The organism is Metasolibacillus meyeri (assembly GCF_003049505.1).
Lineage (GTDB): Bacteria > Bacillota > Bacilli > Bacillales_A > Planococcaceae > Metasolibacillus > Metasolibacillus meyeri.
On sequence record NZ_PYWN01000079.1, the window covers coordinates 1 to 1,325 of the forward strand.

Below are 1,325 nucleotides of genomic sequence, written 5' to 3' on the forward strand. Positions count from 1 at the left end.
GAAAAGTCAGATTTATTTTTCGTATTGAATTATTTTAATGCGACGCTAGTGAATAATTTTATATAAATAAAAACCCGCGCAGCGTAGTTGTTGTCTAGACAAACCATGATAGGAGTTTTCGCTTTGTACTAAAAAATTGTATAAAAATTAAATTACTTTATAACCATCTTGTTCTTTTTAAACAGCGTAGTATAATGAAAGAAATAAACACTCTTTTAAAATGGTATTCTAATAAAACCTTTTGTTAGAGCACTATTTATATTTTCAAATAGCTGGATTGGTTCATTAGTAGGAATTGCTAATTAATTACTCCACTACAAGGTCTTTTGATAAGACTTCTTGTGGTGGAGTTTTTTTGTGTAGAAATTGTGCTGCCTACTAAAAAATAATAAGGAGGCTTTTGGAAGCATGTCTTGGATTGTTCTACATTTTATCGGCATTATTTCTTATTCAGCGACTGGCGCATTTGTTGCTCTTGAAGCGAGATTTTCTTTTATTGGGGTATATGCATTAGGCTTTATCACAGCCTTTGGGGGCGGACTGATTCGAAATTTAATTATTGGTGTCCCTGCTACTGAACTTTGGGAGCATTCCGCTATTTTTACGGTGTCCATAACATTAACCATCATCATATTAATTCCGCTAAAGTGGATTGACCATTGGAGACGCTGGGGGTTATTTTTTGATTCGATTGGTCTTGCTTCCTTCGCTCTTCAAGGTGCAATGCTAGCTAGCGAAGCTTTTTCCAATGATTTAGGCTTGATGATTTTGGCAGCGCTGTTTACTGGTGTGGGCGGCGGACTGATTCGAGATACTATCGCTGGTCGAAAACCACTTGCATTGAAGGAAGAAATTCATGCTATTCTAACCATTCTATGTGCTATTCCTATTTGGTTTGGCTGGAGCTCTCCTATCGAACTCACGCTGATTGTTCTTATTGTCATCGCAATCCGTATGTCTGCCATTCACTACAAGTGGCGACTCCCTCTCCCCTGTCATTATGATGAAAATAGTAGAAGTCAGATACCTTTAAACTTAGTAATGCTTTTTAAGAAGGCTGTTAGAAAATCCAGCTCTAAAAATGGTAAGTAATTTGTTTTAATTGTTTTCGATTCACCTTTTTCTGCATGCTATTTTGTCCTGTTCGTTATCACAAATGCAGTCATATTCCTATAGGCACTATCTTTGCGAAACAAATTGTAGCCAGAATTGGACAGTTTAGTACAGTAGAAAACGTAGACACCTTCCAGCACATCAATTACGCCTCAGCATAATTGCGTCCGGATTTTTTTCGAGCTCGCTCTTAGTAGAAGTTAACCTAAAAG

The 1,325-nt window shown here is 36.9% G+C and carries 1 protein-coding gene; it reads left to right on the forward strand.

Annotated elements, in window-relative coordinates:
* Window positions 1-408 precede the first annotated feature (408 nt).
* A complete protein-coding gene (locus tag C9J34_RS12350; RefSeq protein ID WP_107840194.1) occupies window positions 409-1,092 on the forward strand; it encodes a trimeric intracellular cation channel family protein in 684 nt (227 codons plus the stop codon).
* Window positions 1,093-1,325 lie beyond the last annotated feature (233 nt).